16 protein-coding genes are annotated in these 14,520 nt (G+C 51.4%); 1 reads left to right on the forward strand and 15 read right to left on the reverse strand.

Features of this window, described 5'->3' with window-relative positions:
* Window positions 1-61 precede the first annotated feature (61 nt).
* The 14 genes from ABEW34_RS12460 to yyaC form a co-directional block, all read right to left on the reverse strand.
* Entirely contained in the window at window positions 62-1,633 is a 1,572-nt protein-coding gene (locus tag ABEW34_RS12460; RefSeq protein ID WP_430158982.1) for a 2-isopropylmalate synthase, read from the reverse strand.
* A 461-nt stretch (window positions 1,634-2,094) separates the two neighbouring features.
* A complete protein-coding gene (locus ABEW34_RS12465; RefSeq protein ID WP_430158985.1) occupies window positions 2,095-2,241 on the reverse strand; it encodes a hypothetical protein in 147 nt (48 codons plus the stop codon).
* 697 nt (window positions 2,242-2,938) lie between these two features.
* Window positions 2,939-4,015 carry a tRNA (adenosine(37)-N6)-threonylcarbamoyltransferase complex transferase subunit TsaD gene (gene tsaD, locus ABEW34_RS12470; protein WP_430158987.1) on the reverse strand — a complete coding sequence of 359 codons (1,077 nt, stop codon included), beginning with the start codon at window positions 4,013-4,015 and terminating at the stop codon, window positions 2,939-2,941.
* Window positions 4,016-4,017: 2 nt separating this feature from the next.
* Window positions 4,018-4,524, reverse strand: coding sequence for a ribosomal protein S18-alanine N-acetyltransferase (rimI, locus tag ABEW34_RS12475; RefSeq protein ID WP_430158990.1), 507 nt, complete (start codon window positions 4,522-4,524; stop codon window positions 4,018-4,020).
* On the reverse strand, window positions 4,521-5,636 hold the full coding sequence (gene tsaB, locus ABEW34_RS12480; RefSeq protein ID WP_430158993.1) for a tRNA (adenosine(37)-N6)-threonylcarbamoyltransferase complex dimerization subunit type 1 TsaB: 1,116 nt from the start codon (window positions 5,634-5,636) through the stop codon (window positions 4,521-4,523). Before tsaB ends, rimI begins: the two co-directional genes overlap by 4 nt.
* On the reverse strand, window positions 5,629-6,126 hold the full coding sequence (gene tsaE / locus ABEW34_RS12485; protein ID WP_430158996.1) for a tRNA (adenosine(37)-N6)-threonylcarbamoyltransferase complex ATPase subunit type 1 TsaE: 498 nt from the start codon (window positions 6,124-6,126) through the stop codon (window positions 5,629-5,631). The genes tsaB and tsaE overlap by 8 nt, the downstream gene beginning before the upstream one ends.
* 15 nt (window positions 6,127-6,141) lie before the next feature.
* On the reverse strand, window positions 6,142-7,386 hold the full coding sequence (locus ABEW34_RS12490; RefSeq protein ID WP_430158999.1) for a thiamine-phosphate kinase: 1,245 nt from the start codon (window positions 7,384-7,386) through the stop codon (window positions 6,142-6,144).
* Between the two features lie 16 nt (window positions 7,387-7,402).
* Entirely contained in the window at window positions 7,403-8,269 is an 867-nt protein-coding gene (locus ABEW34_RS12495) for a YitT family protein (protein ID WP_430159002.1), read from the reverse strand.
* A 128-nt stretch (window positions 8,270-8,397) separates the two neighbouring features.
* Window positions 8,398-8,754: a hypothetical protein gene (locus ABEW34_RS12500; RefSeq protein ID WP_430159005.1), complete on the reverse strand. Its 357-nt coding sequence runs from the start codon at window positions 8,752-8,754 to the stop codon at window positions 8,398-8,400.
* A 161-nt stretch (window positions 8,755-8,915) separates the two neighbouring features.
* Complete coding sequence (locus ABEW34_RS12505) at window positions 8,916-9,995, reverse strand: HD-GYP domain-containing protein (protein ID WP_430159008.1); 1,080 nt, start codon at window positions 9,993-9,995, stop codon at window positions 8,916-8,918.
* A 110-nt stretch (window positions 9,996-10,105) separates the two neighbouring features.
* Window positions 10,106-11,281 (reverse strand): class I SAM-dependent methyltransferase, encoded by a 1,176-nt coding sequence (locus tag ABEW34_RS12510; RefSeq protein WP_430159010.1) that lies wholly within the window; start codon window positions 11,279-11,281, stop codon window positions 10,106-10,108.
* A 2-nt stretch (window positions 11,282-11,283) separates the two neighbouring features.
* The gene (locus ABEW34_RS12515) at window positions 11,284-11,931 is read right to left on the reverse strand and encodes a DUF6483 family protein (RefSeq protein WP_430159012.1); all 648 of its coding nucleotides are present in this window, start codon (window positions 11,929-11,931) and stop codon (window positions 11,284-11,286) included.
* Between the two features lie 88 nt (window positions 11,932-12,019).
* The gene (locus ABEW34_RS12520; protein ID WP_430159015.1) at window positions 12,020-12,883 is read right to left on the reverse strand and encodes an alpha/beta fold hydrolase; all 864 of its coding nucleotides are present in this window, start codon (window positions 12,881-12,883) and stop codon (window positions 12,020-12,022) included.
* On the reverse strand, window positions 12,876-13,424 hold the full coding sequence (gene yyaC / locus ABEW34_RS12525) for a spore protease YyaC (protein ID WP_430159017.1): 549 nt from the start codon (window positions 13,422-13,424) through the stop codon (window positions 12,876-12,878). Before yyaC ends, ABEW34_RS12520 begins: the two co-directional genes overlap by 8 nt.
* 216 nt (window positions 13,425-13,640) lie before the next feature.
* On the opposite strand from yyaC, the gene ABEW34_RS12530 reads away from it, so the two are divergent.
* Window positions 13,641-13,868: a DUF1128 domain-containing protein gene (locus ABEW34_RS12530; protein WP_046229070.1), complete on the forward strand. Its 228-nt coding sequence runs from the start codon at window positions 13,641-13,643 to the stop codon at window positions 13,866-13,868.
* Window positions 13,869-13,968: 100 nt separating this feature from the next.
* Here the strand turns inward: ABEW34_RS12530 and ABEW34_RS12535 are convergent, their stop codons facing one another.
* Window positions 13,969-14,439: a hypothetical protein gene (locus tag ABEW34_RS12535; RefSeq protein WP_430159021.1), complete on the reverse strand. Its 471-nt coding sequence runs from the start codon at window positions 14,437-14,439 to the stop codon at window positions 13,969-13,971.
* Window positions 14,440-14,520 lie beyond the last annotated feature (81 nt).

Below are 14,520 nucleotides of genomic sequence, written 5' to 3' on the forward strand. Positions count from 1 at the left end.
AAAAAAGACTTATCCACAAAGCTTAATGCCCTGTGAATAAGTCCCTTTCTTGAGCTTGCTATTAAATTACATTTTGTTCATTCGCCCGTTTATTAATGGTCAGCATCGCTTGATTGCAGGCTCCCACATACGCCTGCGCGGCTGCATATACAATGTCGCTATGAATCGAAGTTCCACGATAGCGCTCGCCAGCGTGGACAATCGTCACGACTGCCTCGCCATGTGCATCCTCGCCTGTGGACAACGAATGGATTTCCAGATCCTCAAACTCTGCTGCAACGGGGATCGCTTGCTGAATACAGTGAATGACTGCTTCTAGAGGACCTTCGCCGGATCCAGTATAGGAACGCTCGGTATCCGCATCATTTTCACGAATCGTCACGGTCGCAATACGGGATTGATGACTGCCCGACAGCACCTGCAGATCGGTCAGTACGTACGGGTCAGGTTGAGTAGCCGTCATTTCGCCAGCGATGCGAATCAGCTCATTATCCGTCACCAGCTTTTTCTCATCAGCTACTTGCTTGAAGCGATTGTATACATTAACCAGTTCCTCGCCTTCTACGGCAATTCCGTATTCGGACAGGCGATGCTTGATCGCGTGGCGGCCGGAGTGCCTGCCCAGCACGATCATGCTGCGTGGAATACCCATCGCTTCCGGGTCCATAATTTCATACGTATTGCGGTTTTTCAGCAGGCCGTCCTGATGAATGCCAGACTCATGCTGGAACGCATTGCGGCCCACAATTGGCTTATTATACGCAATTGGATAGTGCATCGCCCGGCTGACCATCCGCGACGTTTCATAAATTTCGCTTTGATCAATCCGCGTCTCCATTTGCAGAACCGACCCCCGAGTCTCAATAATCATCGCAATTTCCTCAAGTGAACAGTTGCCGGCGCGCTCTCCAACGCCATTGACGGTAACCTCTACCTGCGTCGCACCTGCACGAATGGCCGCCAGACTGTTCGCAGCTGCCATCCCCAGATCATTATGGCAATGAGTGCTGTAGCGAACCGTTTCTCCGCCTCTAGCCAGGCGACGAACAGAGCGGAACATATCATCGATTTCGTCTGGCATCGCATAGCCCAGCGTATCTGGCAGATTGATGATTGTCGCCCCTTCGGCTATGGCCGCTTCGACCAGTTCTATGACAAAATTGCGATCCGAGCGCGTTGCATCCATCGCTGAAAATTCAATTTCATCTACGAACTGCTTGCCGTAGGCAATCATCTCACGGGCGATTTGCACCACTTCCTGGCGCGTTTTATTCAGCTGGTGCTGCAGATGAATGTCGGAAGAGGAAATAAACAGATGCAGCCTTCTTCTTGCCGCATCCTGCGTCGCCTTGACCGCCGCATCAATATCGACCTTCATCATACGGGCAAAGCCGGCAATTTCAACATGCTGCAGCTCGCGGGAAATTTGCTGAATCGCTGCAAATTCGCCGGGACTGGAAATCGCAAAGCCCGGCTCGATGATGTCAATGCCCAGCTTGCCCAGCTGACGGGCGATAATAATTTTACGCTCAGGATCAATGGAAGCGCCCGGAGACTGCTCGCCATCACGCAGCGTCGTATCAAAAATTTGAATTTTTCTCATTCCGTTATTCGTCTCATTTGCCGTTGTCATCGTTATGACCTCCTGAAATTTTAGTTAAATAAAGCTATAGCAGCAATCAAGGTGAAACGGCTGTCGCCATCCTTTGGCGGCGCGGCGCGTTTCATTCCGAGAAATATAGAGAAAGGATTGCGTTAGGACATCCTTTCCTATATTTCAAGGTGAAACGGCTGTCGCCGTCCTTTGGCGGCGCGGCGCGTTTCATTCCGAGAAATATAGAGAAAGGATTGCATTAGGACATCCTTTCCTATATTTCAAGGTGAAACGGCTGTCGCCGTCCTTTTGCGGCACGGCGCGTTTCAGTCCGTGAAATATAAGCTGTTTATAAGGGTTAAACTTATAAATGCTTATATTAAAAAAAGCCTGCCGTCTCTAATTGAAAGAGACGACAGGCTTTTCACCCACCGTGGTACCACTCTAATTGGCTGGACCCTGTATGCGCTTGAGCAGAAAAACCAGATTGGCTTCTCCTTTCACGCTGCTGCTGGATGGGTAATCCCATGCCTGCAGCATTCGCGCGGGTCCACACCCGCTTGATGCCCGATGACGGTGGCTGATTCCGTAACGATGTACGCCTCAGGCTCGCAGCTAACCGCAGCCGCCTGCACTGATGGTTCCATCATTCCGCTCCCAGGCGAGTTCGAACGTAAGCTTCGACTGCGTCGCACCATCCCGCAGCTCTCTGCAGCGCTCCTTGTCGACCATGCAGCAGCTTTGTTATCCGCCTGCCGCACCTCATTCAAGGTTCCCGCTGTTGTCCCGCTTTACCGCTCTACTACTCCTGTTCGTTGCGTTTTCTGTATGTGATTTCAGCTTATTGTGCTGGTTCATGTTTAACTTGCCTGCTTGCTCATTTCATAGCTCGCTTCCAACTTTGAACTTCCAAACAACAAGAAAAGCCTGTCGTCTCTTGAATAAATCAAGAGACGACAGGCTTATTATAATCCTGCGCGGTACCACCCTTGTTGACCTTCCGCTTTGCTATTGCAGCAAATTAGAATGCCCACCTTAGGCACATCATCAACTCCGGATGTTGATTGATGCGCACCCGATTACGGGGGTTAGCCGTGACAGTGTAGTAAATCCGGCTATCCATGGTTAGCCAGCTGTTCCACTGTTCCGCTCCCAGGCGAGCTTCAGGCTTCCGTCGACTGCGTTGCACTAGCCCGCAGCTCTCTGTTCATTCCGGGAATGGCCCTACTATTCCTGTTCCTTGCGTTTGCAGAATATGAAGTTCAAAGTATTGTTGCCTATTATATGCCTTCAAAAATTAGATGTCAATCACAGCACTCAAAAAAATTTCGAGCAGCCGTTAGTCTAGCTCTGCGCCTGAGATGCCATCCAGCCTTCGAGACTGAAGCTTGGCTCGGCTTTAAGATCGAGCGACGAATATTCGCCGCGCTGCCATTTCAGGAATGCGGCGGCTCCGATCATCGCCGCGTTATCCGTACACAGCGTCAGCGGCGGAATGAGCAGCGGCACGCCTTCCGCTTCGCAGCGGGAAGTCAGAGCTGCCCGCAGTCCGCGATTCGCCGCGACGCCTCCGCACAGCAGCAGCTGCTTGGCGCCATAGGCGCGAACGGCGCGAAGCGCTTTTTCAACGAGCACCTCAATGACCGATTCCTGAAAGCCCCGTGCCAGCGCCGCTTCATTGAGCGTATCCCCGCGCATCTGCGTCTGATTTATAACCGCCAGCACCGCCGACTTCAAGCCGCTGAAGCTGAAATCGTAGGAGTCCGCCTCCAGCCATGCCCTTGGCAGCGTCAGCGCTTCCGTTGCTTCTGAAGCCAGTCGGTCGATATGGGGCCCGCCCGGATAAGGAAGCTTGAGCGAACGAGCTACTTTGTCGTATGCTTCCCCAACCGCATCGTCGCGCGTACGCCCAATCATGCGGAAGGAGCCTTCATTTTCGAGCAGCACCAGCTCCGTGTGCCCGCCGGAAACGACGAGCGCCATACATGGATATTCCAGCTCATGCACGAGCTGGTTGGCGTAAATATGCCCCGCAATATGATGGGTGCCGATCAAGGGCAAATCTAGCGCCATTGCCAGTGTTTTGGCCGCTACGATTCCGACAAGCAATGCACCAACTAGCCCCGGTCCCTGCGTCACCGCAATTGCGGACAAATCCTTCAGCTTTATGCCCGATTCAGCAATCGCCTGTTCAATCATCAGCGTAATGACCTCAACATGCTTGCGTGAGGCAATTTCCGGCACAACGCCGCCAAAGCGCTGATGCACCTCAATTTGGCTCGAAATGACATTCGATAATATATGTTTACCATCCTGAATGACGGCAACGGATGTTTCATCACAGCTCGTCTCAATGGCAAGAATAAGGCCAGACTTGCTCTCATTTGCCGCTGCCGCTTTCGCCGCTTCCTGTTGTTGCATGCTCAATACTCCTGCCCCTCTTCCCGGACGCCTAAGCTGCTCGTATCAAGCTCCGCCCACATAATGAGCGCATCCTCCTGATTATCCGAATAATAGCCGGGACGAATGCCCGACGATTCAAAACCAAGGCTGCGGTAAAGCCGCTGCGCCACCTCGTTGGATACCCGGACCTCCAGCGTCATTTTGTGTGCCCCGAAAAACACAGCCGTCCGCTGAAGCTCGCCCAGCAGCAGCTTGCCAAGTCCTTGTCCGCGATGATCGGAGCGTACCGCCACATTCGTCACATGCGCCTCGTCCACGATAACCCACATGCCCGCATATCCGATAACTTCCTTCTCGTATTCCATCACCATATATTTGGCAAACATATTATTCGTCAACTCATTCGTAAAAGCTTCTGCTGTCCACGGCCCCGTGAAAGCTTCCAGCTCGATCGCCACAATAAACGGTATATCTTGCAGCGTCATGGACCGATAAATCATTGCATCCCGATTGATTTCTCTCATCATGGCTCCGCATCCTTTACTCGAGCCGCATCCACATCGGCATTAATTGCAGCCTTTAGAGAAGCCGATTGTGCGGCTGCCCTTTCAGCTTCCTGTTCAGCCTTTAAAGCAGCTTCCTTCTCCTGCAGCTTAACCTCCGCCTCATGCAGCTGTGTATAGTTTGGCGCAAGCGTATGGAGGTCATCTACATCCCCTGCAAGCAGGCGTTTCCGCCCCAGCTCAGCTATCGCCCGGCCTTCCAGCTCATAAGGAAACAGACTAACCTCTACCCCCGCTTCTGCACAGCCTTCTACGAGCCGCTGCGCCTCCGCCTCGTGGAGCTTAAGATCGCCAGTGATGTAAATTTTAGTAACATATCCAGCTGGATTTTGAGATGGCTTAAGCTCAGCCCGCTCTTGCTCTTGCTCTTGCTCTTGCTCTTGCTCTTGCTCTTGCTCTTGCTCTTGTTCTTGTCCCTGTTCTTGTCCCTGCTCTTGTCCCTGCTCCTCTTCTTGCTGCCAGTTCCGTTCCTGCCTCTTAGCTTGTCCTAGAACCTGTTCTTGAACCTGCTCCCGAACCTGCTCCAATAACTGATCAACCCAATCCCGCATCAGTCTGATTCCATCTGCAGCGCGGCGTTCCCATTGGTCGCCATATTCATAGGAGAAGCTTGCCGTATATACTTGGCCCCGCCTTGCATCCATGATAGGAATGAACCATGCAGCCATCTTGTTCATTTTAGGGTGAGCCGCTTGAATTGATTGCTGCACGGTTGAAATCATCGCATCGGTTTGTTTTAATCGCTCACACGCCCCGTAAGCAATCGCTTCAAGGCTGGACAGCGCTACTAACGGCTTATCCCAAGTCCAAGCAAGCGTCTTAGCCGCTGTTACTGCAATTCGCATGCCCGTGTAGGAGCCTGGGCCGCCCCCTACAGCGATGCCGCCAAGCTCGTTCTTACTTACACCACAATCCTCAAGCAGCTGCTTTAAATGCGTAATAATATAAACGGAGTGATTGCGCTCCGCAAAAGATTGAATTTCACCTAAAATCCGATCACCTTGAATAACAGCCGCCGCAAGGGCAGCCGTCGAGGTATCAAATGCTAATATGGGCTGCTCCGCCTGCTCAACCATGTTGCTTCCCTACTTCCCTGTCATTCAAAGACTGGCACCAGCCTGCGTAGGCTTCTCCGATGCCTTTCAGCCGAATTACCCGCTCTTCGCCGCCCGTATGCTCCAAATACAGCTCTAAGCGCTCCTCGGGCAAAAGCTCTGCGATCAAGCTTGCCCATTCCACAATCGTCACGCCGCTGCCGTAAAAATATTCGTCAAGTCCCAGCTCGTCCGCTTCCTCAAGGGATACGCGATAAACATCCATATGATAAAAGGGCATCTCAGCGCCTTCATATTCTTTGATAATCGTAAAGGTCGGACTGTTTACTATGCCCTGCACGCCGATGGCTTTCGCAAAAAACTGCGAAAACGTCGTTTTCCCCGCACCAAGATCGCCGTCAAGCGCCAGCAGCGTGCCTGGCTTTGCCCATGAAGCAATAAGCGTCGCAAGTGCTTCCGTATCCTTCGTGCTGTTCGCCTTCCACTGTGCTTCTCCAATCGCTGTTTGCATCTTATTCACCCAATTTCATTTCTTAAAATGATTATAGCCTCGCTTGGCAAGGGGCATACACTTGCCCTTGGCAGCAGCTCCGTCAACCTTGGCTGACAATGATGGCTCCAGCACCACTGAAGGCGCCCCCTGCCGCACCTCGCCAACGATATAAAATGGCAAGCCTTCGGCATGGAAAGCTTCGCGTGCTGCCTGCACATCAGCGGCTTCCATTGTGCCTAGCAGCACATAATCCTCGCCGCCATAAAGCATCCACTCCAGAGGATCGATTCCAACATCCGCCGCATAAGCAGCCATACTGCCGCTGCGTGGAAGCATATCTTCCTTAAGCATAAGGCAGCACTGTGAGGCTTCAGCAATCTCCCATGCTTCGCTGGCAAGCCCATCGCTCACATCATTAAGGGAATTACAGCTGCCACGCTCAAGCAGCAAACGTCCCGCACGCAGGGAAGGTGCAGGGCGGCAATGCGCCCCTATGAGCGCTGCCGCTCCACGCACCTCTTCGTGCTGTGCTTGATTTGAAACGCCCGCAGAGCTTGCCGCTTGCAAATAACCAGCAGGCTGTGTCCCACTGGTGTCACTGGTGTCACTGGTGTCACTGGTGTCACTGGTGTCACTGGTGTCACTGGTGTCACTAGCTCCGCCCGTTACACCCGATTCAACTGCCTCGCGCGCCGCCTGCTCTTGCCGCTCCTGCTTACGCGCGAGCAGCAAATGCAGACCTGCCGCCGACAGTCCGACGGCTCCGGTCAGCACAACCGCGTCTCCGGGCTTCGCCCCGGAGCGGCGCAAAGCCCGCCCAGCTTCGACGGCACCCGTCACCGTCACCGCAACAACCAAGTGCTGCGGCGAAGACGTCGTATCGCCGCCAACAATCGCGACGCCGTAATCCGCGGCGCACGCATAAAGCCCATCATAGAGCCGGGCTATCCGCTCCGGCCCATATGCCGCCGGCACGCTCACGGACACGAGCGCATGTCGCGGCACACCACCCATTGCCGCGATATCGCTCACGTTCGCGGCAAGCGCCTTATATCCGACATCCTCATCGGTCATCGTATACGCATTAAAGTGCACCGTCTCCACCATCGTGTCGACGGCCATCAGCAGCTCCAGCGGACCATCCAGCTCATCCGCCATTGCCGCAGGAGCAATGATGGCTGTATCATCGCCAATGCCGAGCGTCACGCCTCTTTGCTGCTGCCATTCAGCGGACTGTCTGCCCGCCGTCCAATGGCTGATGCTTGCAAACTCATCCAAAGCTTAAACCCCTTTGCTAATGAATATCACGCTTCTTGAAGCGGCCGCCCTTCACATCATGAATGTTGCCGACGGCCAGAAAAGCAGCCGGATCAAGCTCCTGCACAATCGATTTCATCTTCGCTTCTTCCAGCCGGGTAATGACGCAAAAAATAATCCGCTTCTGCCCGCCGGTAAAGCCGCCCTCGCCGTGCAAATAAGTGACGCCGCGGCCGAGACGGCTCATAATAGCTGCGCCAATCTCCTGCCAGCTTTCGCTGATAATCCAGACGGCCTTCGATTCCTGGAAGCCTTCAATCGTAATGTCAATCATTTTGAATGCTATGAAATAAGAAAATAGCGAGTACATCGCCCGATCCCAACCGAATACAAAGCCGGCGCTGCACAATATAAAAAGATTAAAAAACATCACGACCTCGCCTACTGAAAACGGCAGGCGCTTATTGCTCAAAATCGCAACAATTTCCGTCCCGTCCAGCGATCCGCCAAAACGGATAACGAGTCCAACCCCAGCGCCCAATATGACACCGCCGAAAATAGCGGCCAGCACATATTCGCTCGTAATCGCCTTCACCGGATGCAGCAAAAACGTGCCCAGCGACATGACGCTAACGCCGTATAAAGTCGATAAAGCAAAGGTTTTGCCGATTTGCTTATACCCTAGCAGCAGGAAAGGAAGATTCAATAAGAACAAAAACAAGCCGAGCGGCAGCCCCGTAAAATAGGATACGATAATGGAAATGCCTACAATTCCGCCGTCGATAATATGGTTCGGCACCAGAAAAATCTCTAAAGCTACAGATACCAACGCAGCCCCAATTGTAATAAATAGAATTCTGCGAATAATATCCAGCTTGGATAAAGTATGATGCTGCACACCCATATGTAACAAAGCTCCCCCTTTATACATCTATCCCCATATTACATGAAGATAGAGAAGATTCAAAGAGAAAGCAAAATCCTCCTGCCCTCTCCGCCTGTTATAAGCGGAAAATGCAAGAGGATTTGAAGTTAGCCAATAACCGCGAAGGTTTGTACTCCTGCCGGAATGAACGCCGTACGGAACAATACGCCATTCGAGTTGTACAAACGAATCGTGTAAGACACCGTTGTCAGCGTCTGAATCTGGTTAAACCTGACGACACCGAAGCGGTCAAATGAGGAAATCGCAACGACATTATTGCCTCTAAACAGACGGGCGAAAAAACCAGTCGTATTAAACGGCACTCCATTGTTCGTAACCCATACGACCGTCAGACGGTTAAAGGTTGGGCCTCCGCTTTGAAGCCTCTTCGTCCGCTTTACCTTGCTGATTACTTTTCCGGTGCCCTTAGGACCGAGAAACGGGGGGATCATTTTCTTAGACATTACAACACTCCTTTATGTGCTTGTCGCCCTAACAGCTTATGCAGCATATGGAATGCTCGTATAGTCAAGCCCCCAGCCTAACGAACCCAATTAAATCCTTGCTTGGTTACAGCTTTGCGGGAAAAAGCTGCCTTAATGCACAACAGAGCTTCGGCATGCGATTACAGCTCTTTGACAATCGTCAAATACATGTCGTCCTTAAGCTCAATTTCAATAGGAGCTGCTGCACGCGAACCATCGGCTTCACGAATAATACGTACGCGTGGACGATGCAAGGCCAGCTCATTGTTCGCTGTAACGACGGCAGTCTGTCCAGAGCTGAGCAGCAGCGTCGTCGCCACCGGATAAATGGAAATATGGCGGCAAAAAAGTTTAATCAACTCAAAATCAAAGTATGTATTGCCTGCTGCGAATAAAAATTCGATGGCTTCCGTTGGCGTATATCTTTTGCGATAGGGCCGCGGGGAAGTCAGTGCATCATATACATCGGCAAGCCCGACGATTTGAGCGAACATATGAATATCATCATGCTTCAGCCCGCGCGGATAACCCGAGCCGTCATAGCGCTCATGATGCTGCAGCGCACAATGGGCCGAAACGAGGGAAATATCATGATATTTCCGTAAAATATCGAAGCCCTCCATTGCATGCGACTGCATGATTTTGCGATCTGCTGCGGATAGCGGCCCTTTAGTCGCCAGCATCGGCTGAGGCAGCTTCGTCATGCCGATATCAAACAACAGCGCGCCAATGCCCAAATCCTCCAGTTGATTGCGATTGAACCCTTTGGCAATGCCAATAACGCCTGCGAGCACCGCTACATTGACCGAATGCTGAAACAAATAGGCATCCGCCGAATGAATGCTGGACAAGTTGACCGCCATGTTTGGCCGGCTCGCCAAATCCTGCATAATGGACCCGAATACTGAACGAAAGGTCCGGCCAATGTCTGGGGCAATCGTCCTCCCCTTCAGGGCCGGTTCTTTGAACGCATCCATCGTTGCGGAAACCGCTTCTGCCGCTTTTTTGCGCGTCTCGTCGCGAATGCTGTCCTCGGGCATAATGTCCTCTGTGTCCTTATCTTCAATAAACACAAAATCATAGCCCATATTTTCAAGCCTATTAATAAAACGGTCATTCATCTCCACGCCTGCGCCGAGCAGCACGCTGCCGTTATCCTGAAAAATAGTTTTGGCAAGCCTGTCCCCCGGCTGCACCATGCCAATCTGAACTTTTCTCATTTCCTTGTTTCCCGCCTTTAACCATGATAACGCTAGTAATCGGCATCTTTCATTTGGTCGCTATCATCCATGCATTCATTAAAGCAATTTTCAAAAAAATGATATACTTGCTAGTTTGCGGGCAAACGTCCGGCAAGCAGTTTCTCAAGACTAGGTGCTAATTGCAGAAAATTACGAAACTGCTCATATTGCTCCCATTTTTTTGTCTGTATGCCCGAATCGCCGCGAACCGCTCGAATGAGCAAATTTTTGGGCGTATGCTCCGGATCAACAAACTCCAGCATTTGAACTTTATAACCCAGCACCTCAAGCAGTGTGCCACGGGCCGCATCGGTTGCAATAGCCGCAAAACGTTCTTTTAATAAGCCTTGCGATAAAATAGGGACCAAAACGTCACTGCTCACCTGCTTAAACAACTCATGCTGGCAGCAAGGCACGGACATAATGACCGAGGCTCCCCAGCCGACGGCCTTGGCAAGCGCAGCATCGGTAGCCGTGTCGCATGCATGAAGCGTTACAACCATATCCGCTTCGCTTACACCTTCATAATCGGCAATATCGCCCACCATAAATGACAGTTTATCATAACCAAGCGTATGTGCAAGCTCCGAACAAAAAGTGATGACATCTGCCTTCAAATCAAGGCCGACAATGCGAATATCCCGTTTCTGCTCTACCGCCAGCAGATGGTACAGGGCAAACGTCAAATACGACTTGCCGCAGCCAAAATCGATAATGGTCAGCGGCTTGTCCTGCGGAAGCTGAGGCAGCACATCGGAAACCATTTCCAGGAAGCGATTGATCTGCCGGAACTTATCCTGCTTTTTCGCATGGACCTTGCCTTCCGGCGTCATAATGCCCAGCTCCACCATAAACGGAGCCGCCTGCCCTTCCGCAATGACGCGCTGCTTCTGGCGGTTGTGCTGCTGCTCGGTGCTCGCCGCACTAGCGGTTGGCGGCTTTCTGAGCAAAGTCGGCTTGCCTTTCTTGCTCAGAAGCAGCTGTATATCTGCTTCCTGCGTTTTGAGAAGCGCCTGGCGATATTGCTCACCGAGCAGCTCGATCAGCTTTGGCCCCGCATCTTCCGGAAGCCAATTATTATGTATAACCTTATTCGCATAATGAGCTTCAAATTGATAATGAAGACCATTTTTCAACTGTACGGGACGAATGATGATTTTGGGCGCTGCGTCTCCATCCTTGCGGCGAAGCTGGCTCAGCGTTCCCTGCAAAAGCCCGCCCGTTTCTGTCAGGCGGCATATGTCCTGCTGCCACTGTTCTGTCATTGCTATTGCTCCATCTCCAGGCTGTTAAGCCCTGTTCTGATTTCCTCTATCGGCAAGCCGCCAGCCGCAAGCTTGTCTTCCTCAAAAGGAAGCAGCCGTATATAAAACGCGGCAACCTCGCCTTTGTCCACTGCGCCGTCCTCAAGCAGCTCGTACCAAATATTTTCAGCGAGCGCAAAAGCGCCCTCTGCTTCATGCCATTCAGCTACCAGAAGCTTCGTTCGAGAGGGCAGCTCGTATGGCGATAGCTTGCCGAGTAGGTTCACTGCTTCTTCGCTCGAGTCTGTAAGCGTCGGCGGCGCGTCGATGAGTGAAAGACGCATAAACAAGTGCAAGGCCTTTAAGCTGTGCGCGAAGCTTTCTGCTTCTTTGCCCAAATCCTCATATAGCTCTGCCTCCTGCTTGAACAAAATCGCGATTGCCTGAAGGTTGTCCGTCTCTACGATGCCGTTCTTCGTCATTACCGCGAGCAGATCCTCATCTGACAACGTACGAATCAGCTTCCCGCTTAGCCCAAACCTGCGGTCCAGCAGCTCGTCAATGACGACAAGCGCCTCCTCTTGCTTCAGCTCTCGCCTTAGCTGCATCACTTGTCCGACCGCTTCCGTCATCTGCTCAATCATACGCATAAAATAATCCCGTTGAAACATCGCTCCATGCCCCTTTCACTAGCCTCTATCTGCCTAACCATGATTTAGCTTGAACGATGAATGCCACTGCGAGAAAGGTTAGTCCAACCTATAGCCGAGCAATAAAGCTGCTGATTGCCTCTGCGCATGCTTCCGGCTGCTCCAGCATGCTCATGTGGCCGGCATCTGAAAGCAGCACCTGCGTGATGGAGGGGCCTTCAAATAACAAGGTCCGCTCCGGTGGAACGATTTGGTCGCCTTCCCCGGCAAGCAGCAGTACAGGCAGCTTGGCCTCACGCAAAATGCTCGTCCGATCAGGCCTTGCCTTCATTCCGGATGCCGCAGCGATCGCTCCTGTTCCACCCGTCTGATAGCCAATCGCCTTCACTCGCGCTACCTTGCTAGGCAGCCTGTCCAAGTTATCTGGAGCGAACAGCTTTTGCGACATGCCATCAATAACCTGCTCCAGCTGGCCCTGCTTGATTAAATTTATCGTATTGTCCCGATTGTCCTTCGCGGCCTCGCTGTCGGCTAGAGCTGTAGAATGCACAAGCCCGAATGCCGCCAACTGATCCGCATACCGCTCTGCAAAAGCCAATGTAATGTAGCCGCCAAGCGAATGGCCGATAAGGCACACTTTATCTATGCGAAGAGCTTCAAGAATAGCGTAAAGATCATCTGCATACAATTCCATAGTAGCTTCAAGATCGGCGGCAGCTGAGGATAGGCCATGACCGCGCAAGTCAGGAATGATCAAGCGCGACTGCTGCGCAAGCATCGGTGCAACCTCTTCCCAATAGGCTGAGCTGCCGCAGTAGCCATGCAGCAATACAAGCACGGGAGAGGGGTGGCCTGCCTCCGGATCTTCTGTTGCTCCAGCCTGCCATTTCAACGCTTCTGAATCGTAAAAGCTGAGCTCGGTGCCTTCCTCAAGCATCAGCTTTTGATTCGCCAGGGAAACCCAATTAGCCAAAATAAACACGCTCCTCTTCTGTCCATTTCAATAGGCGTTTGCTGCCGGGCCATGCTTGCGCTATCGCTGCTGCCAACTGCTCCGCCATTCGCATGACGTGATACAGCGATGTCGTCTGAATCGTTATATAAGGCTTGTGGCTTATTGCATTCACAACGCCTGCAATGCTGTAATGTCCGACGGGAGGTAGCCTTCGGCCCGTTGCCGCTCCCGGCTGGAGGGGACCCGCTATCGCCAGAAAGGTCCCAACCGACTGCGGCTTGCCGAGACAAGCATCAATCGCAATGACGACTGCACGATTTTCAGCCTTGAGAACTGCCTGTTCCACTGCATGGGCGTCACACGGCTGCTCCATTGTGCCGATTACATCCTCCCAGCCCTGCTCCCGCAGCAGCGTGCCGACGAGAGGCCCAAAGCAATCTCCTGTCGAACGGTCTGTACCAATACATACGAAGGAAATATCGCTTCTATTCGGGTACTGCCTGGCAATCGGAGCCAGAAATTCAGCAATTTCGAGATTGAAACGATTTGACTGCCCCATCTTCCTGCTCCTTTAAGCTAACCTGCTTATTCCAATTTATCTGCGTTCCTTCATGCTCTACTTTATAATTACCCATCCTGCTATTAATTGTATCGGATTTATCGGTTCTATTCAATTTATCTGATGCCCGTCCTTAAATTATGTTACAATGACGGCATTAGTATGAAACAGCAGGCGCATGCATTCATGCCCTGAATGATGAAGGAGGATTTACCCATGCTTGATCTTGAACAGCAAACGCCGCAAAATATTGAATTTATGATTGATACCATCAAAACAAAATTAAAGATGGCTTCGGCTGCCGCTATGCAGGCTTCCCATTTCAATATTACGCAATACGAAGACATTAAGGAACTGTATGAGGTCGTTGCAGGCAAAGAAAAATTCAGTATCAGTGAAGTTGAAGCCCTTGTATCAGAGCTAGGCAAGCTAAGGAACAAGTAGTACAGCCCTTCAAGTAATACCATTAAAATACATTATATTACACCCTTCGACAACACAAGAAAACCGGTGCACTCGCAAGAGCTGCCCCGGTTTCTTTGTGTTATTCTTCTGTCGTTTCGGATTCCTTGACTGCTACAGCTGCTGCTGCTTCAAGGGACAGCGAAATGGCTACTTGTTTCTGCTCGCCTTTCAGGAAGAACGCAAGGCGCTCGAGTTTCTCAGCAAGTTCAGCACCGCTGAGCGTTGTGTTCAAGTTGTAGTTGAACTGATCTGCTGGAAGCTTAAGCTCCTGCTGAGCGTAAGAAGGCTGTCCTCTCCATCCACGTTCAAATCCACCCGATTGTGAAGACAAATGATCAGGAACCGGATAGAACTTGTCCGATTTATTTACAACCCGCTCGTAGATACGGAGTTTCTTAAGGAGCATGTAATACTGAGCGGAATGTTTGAAATCCCAAGCTTCACGAATATCCTTAAGCGTATAATCCATTTTCCACCTTTTCAGCTTTTCCACTTGCTCATCTGAATTCAACTGCAAAAAATCATCTAACGGCATAATAGTTTCCGGCATATAAACTCCTCCATCTAATTGTAATGTTGACGATCACAATAAAACATTAGTAACGTAAATACTATTTTTAATCATATAAAA

The organism is Paenibacillus algorifonticola (genome assembly GCF_050481745.1).
Lineage (GTDB): Bacteria > Bacillota > Bacilli > Paenibacillales > Paenibacillaceae > Pristimantibacillus > Pristimantibacillus algorifonticola_A.

Bases quoted from the DNA above. Each gene is read 5' to 3' on its own strand.
- tsaE (WP_430158996.1), bottom strand. From the start codon at position 6,126: ATGCAAACAGCGATTGGAGAAGCACAGTGGAAGGCGAACAGCACGAAG.
- ABEW34_RS12510 (WP_430159010.1), bottom strand. From the start codon at position 11,281: ATGACAGAACAGTGGCAGCAGGACATATGCCGCCTGACAGAAACGGGC.
- ABEW34_RS12465 (WP_430158985.1), bottom strand. From the start codon at position 2,241: ATGGAACCATCAGTGCAGGCGGCTGCGGTTAGCTGCGAGCCTGAGGCG.
- tsaB (WP_430158993.1), bottom strand. From the start codon at position 5,636: ATGGTTGAGCAGGCGGAGCAGCCCATATTAGCATTTGATACCTCGACG.
- ABEW34_RS12530 (WP_046229070.1), top strand. From the start codon at position 13,641: ATGCTTGATCTTGAACAGCAAACGCCGCAAAATATTGAATTTATGATT.
- ABEW34_RS12495 (WP_430159002.1), bottom strand. From the start codon at position 8,269: ATGGGTGTGCAGCATCATACTTTATCCAAGCTGGATATTATTCGCAGA.
- ABEW34_RS12460 (WP_430158982.1), bottom strand. From the start codon at position 1,633: ATGACAACGGCAAATGAGACGAATAACGGAATGAGAAAAATTCAAATT.
- yyaC (WP_430159017.1), bottom strand. From the start codon at position 13,424: ATGGGGCAGTCAAATCGTTTCAATCTCGAAATTGCTGAATTTCTGGCT.
- ABEW34_RS12505 (WP_430159008.1), bottom strand. From the start codon at position 9,995: ATGAGAAAAGTTCAGATTGGCATGGTGCAGCCGGGGGACAGGCTTGCC.
- ABEW34_RS12515 (WP_430159012.1), bottom strand. From the start codon at position 11,931: ATGTTTCAACGGGATTATTTTATGCGTATGATTGAGCAGATGACGGAA.
- ABEW34_RS12535 (WP_430159021.1), bottom strand. From the start codon at position 14,439: ATGCCGGAAACTATTATGCCGTTAGATGATTTTTTGCAGTTGAATTCA.
- rimI (WP_430158990.1), bottom strand. From the start codon at position 4,524: ATGATGAGAGAAATCAATCGGGATGCAATGATTTATCGGTCCATGACG.
- tsaD (WP_430158987.1), bottom strand. From the start codon at position 4,015: ATGCAACAACAGGAAGCGGCGAAAGCGGCAGCGGCAAATGAGAGCAAG.
- ABEW34_RS12500 (WP_430159005.1), bottom strand. From the start codon at position 8,754: ATGTCTAAGAAAATGATCCCCCCGTTTCTCGGTCCTAAGGGCACCGGA.